This is a genomic window from Aeromonas finlandensis (assembly GCF_000764645.1).
Lineage (GTDB): Bacteria > Pseudomonadota > Gammaproteobacteria > Enterobacterales > Aeromonadaceae > Aeromonas > Aeromonas finlandensis.
In genome coordinates, this window is the sequence record NZ_JRGK01000088.1 from 1 (window position 1) to 2,473 (window position 2,473).

The 2,473-nt window shown below is 61.3% G+C and carries 4 protein-coding genes; all 4 read right to left on the reverse strand.

All coding sequences use genetic code 11. The features are described 5' to 3' along the window. A partial coding sequence (locus tag LD28_RS0109750; RefSeq protein ID WP_033136782.1) for a terminase large subunit occupies positions 1–1,294 on the reverse strand: 1,294 nt, incomplete at its 3' end. Positions 1,295–1,303: 9 nt separating this feature from the next. Beyond that, complete coding sequence (locus tag LD28_RS0109755) at positions 1,304–1,789, reverse strand: phage terminase small subunit P27 family (RefSeq protein ID WP_033136783.1); 486 nt, start codon at positions 1,787–1,789, stop codon at positions 1,304–1,306. A gap of 102 nt (positions 1,790–1,891) precedes the next feature. After that, positions 1,892–2,263, reverse strand: a complete 372-nt coding sequence (locus LD28_RS0109760) for an HNH endonuclease (protein WP_033136784.1) — start codon at positions 2,261–2,263, stop codon at positions 1,892–1,894. Positions 2,264–2,351: 88 nt separating this feature from the next. Continuing rightward, positions 2,352–2,432, reverse strand: a complete 81-nt coding sequence (locus LD28_RS22220) for a hypothetical protein (RefSeq protein ID WP_241462285.1) — start codon at positions 2,430–2,432, stop codon at positions 2,352–2,354. Positions 2,433–2,473 lie beyond the last annotated feature (41 nt).

The window sequence follows — 2,473 nt, forward strand, 5'->3', positions numbered from 1 at the left end:
CTTCTGTGGTGCTGAGCTCGCCCAGGTTCATCCACTTCTGGTAACGCTCTGCCAGCCTCCGGTTGTCGGTGTTGAAGGCCGTATCTTCCGGCACCCAGAATTCGGGGGCTACCGAGTAGTAGTGGCGCTTACCGTCAATATCTCGCCAGAACAGGCGAGCCATGGAGTTCATGTCGAGCTTGCGGGCAAGGTCGAACGAGAGGATCAGCTCCTGCCCTTCGAACTGCTCCAGCGTCAGGCTGCGATCTTCGCAGGCCTTCCACGCCTCCATGTTGTAGTAGGCGGTTTTGGCCGACACCCAGACGTTTAGGTGCTTGGTCTTGAAGATGTTGGCAAAGCGGGCTGACTTGATGGCCTTGGCCTGCTGCGCCAGCAGGTATTCGGCATAGACGGAGACGCCCATATTCGGGTTGGCCTTGGCCAGCACCTTGGGATCCGTCCAGTCATCCCCCTCGTCAATGGTGTAGATGATGCCGAACAGCTCATCATCCGGTACCGTGCCCGCCAGCATCTCGATCACTTCCCGCCGCTTGTCGTAGCAGGGGCCGTCGATGTTGTAGCCGGCGGTGGTGATGACCCACATCAGCGGTTGGCGGCGGGCGCCCATACCGGTGATCATGGTGGTGTAGAGGTCATCCGTGTCGTGTTCGTGGTATTCGTCCACGATGGCGCAGGATGGCGACTGACCATCACCCGGGTTGCCGATAAGCGGCTCGAAGCGGGCGCCGTCAGACGGGATATTCAGGTTGCTGGCGTTGACCTCGATACCGAAGTGATCGAGCAGCGCCTGGGTGCGCTTGGCCATCAGGCGGGCGGGGCGAAACACCTCCCACGCCTGTTTTTCTGTGGTGGCACCGGAGTAGACCTCGGCGCCGAATTCGTTGTCTGCCGCGAAGCAGTAGAGGCCGACCGGAGCAGAGAGCGCCGACTTGCCGTTTTTACGCGGGATCTCGTTGTAGACCTCGCGAAAGCGGCGCAGGCCAGATCCCTTCCGCACCCAGCCAAACACGCTGCAGATGATGAACATCTGCCACGGCTCGAGGTTCAGGGTCTGGCGCTTGAATGCCCACTCCCCCTTGGTATGGGGCATGAGCTGAACGAAGGTGGCGGCTCGCTCGGCCTTGTCCTTGTCGAAGCGGAACCGAAACTTGGCCGACTTCTCTTTGGCCAGATCATCGAGGTGCCGCTGGCAGGCCTGGATGACGTAGCGACAGGCGGGGATCTTGCCGCGCACCACGTCGCGGGCGTAGCCGTTTGCCACGTTGACATAGGGATAACTTTTGCGTGTTGCCATCGGTCATCCCTACAAAGCTGCGAACGGGTTCCCCCCTCCCTGTTTCTTGTTGCCTCCGATCAGGCGTGAGCGGCTGGACGGGTCCAGCCCAAGCAGCGATCCGTAGCTGGTCATCTGCTTGAGTGATTCGTTGGCCACCGTACAGGCGGGGTTTTTGACCGGCCCGCCGGTTGCCCCTTCGACAACCAGGCCGTGTTTGGCGATCTCGATTTCGGCTCTGCGCCAGCGCGAGTAGGCGGCGCAGAATGCCTCGAGGTTGTGTAGGTCGGTGACGCAGAGCACCTCGGCACCGCAGAGCTCACGGATCACCATGTCCCACATGGTCGGTGCCCACTGGTCTTCTGCCAGCCATTCAGGGCACTCGACATAGAGCAGCGGGGTGAAGGTGGGCTCGGCGTTGTTCAGCGAGCGCTTGCCGGGGTTGCCTGCCAGCCGCTTCAGCGCCGTCGGTTTGGGCTTGCGACCTTGACCAGGCGCTCTTGGTGCCCCTGCCATCGCGCCCTCCATTTAAATTTTTAATTTCGCGGGTATAAAAATTTGACCGGGCTGGCAGTCACGGAGGCGAAAAGGTGGAAGGATTTGATCCCCCCCTCACCCTCAGGATTGCCCGTGGCGGCCAGCAGAGGCCTCCTGCTGCGTCTTCTGCTTGTGGCAGCACCGGCAGATGGCCTCGAGGTTGGTATCGTCATTCGTGCCACCTGCGGCCTTTGGCACGATGTGGTCAACGGCACAGGCTGAGGTGATGATGCCCTTGCGAATGCAGGGCTGACACAGCCCGCGGTCGCGCTGCATGATGCGCTCGCGACGCTTGCGCCAGCTGGCACCATAGCCACGCTCGGCAGATGACTTGACGGCAACGCGCCGCCAGCCGACAGCCTGACTAGCGTGATCGGCACAATACCCGCCAGGATTATCAGTCAGAGCATGACAACCTTTGGCCCGGCAGATCTGCTTGATACGTGGAGGCATGGCTATCGCTTCAAATAGGGCGCCGCACCGGACGCAGTTACACGGGACGACCCGTCAGTTTGGAGAGTGACTCGGTGCGGCAATTCGGTTAATCGGGATTGGTCAGGGAGAAGTAGGCTCTTTGGCAGGCCAAGCCTGATGCTCGAGCGCGGTCATACGCTCTTGCCAACTCTCCCGCTCGCGCATCAGCCCGGCCGAGCAGTTCGGCGA

Excerpts from the sequence above, each read along its gene's own strand:
- LD28_RS0109760 (WP_033136784.1), bottom strand. The coding sequence starts at position 2,263 with ATGCCTCCACGTATCAAGCAGATCTGCCGGGCCAAAGGTTGTCATGCT.
- LD28_RS0109755 (WP_033136783.1), bottom strand. The coding sequence starts at position 1,789 with ATGGCAGGGGCACCAAGAGCGCCTGGTCAAGGTCGCAAGCCCAAACCG.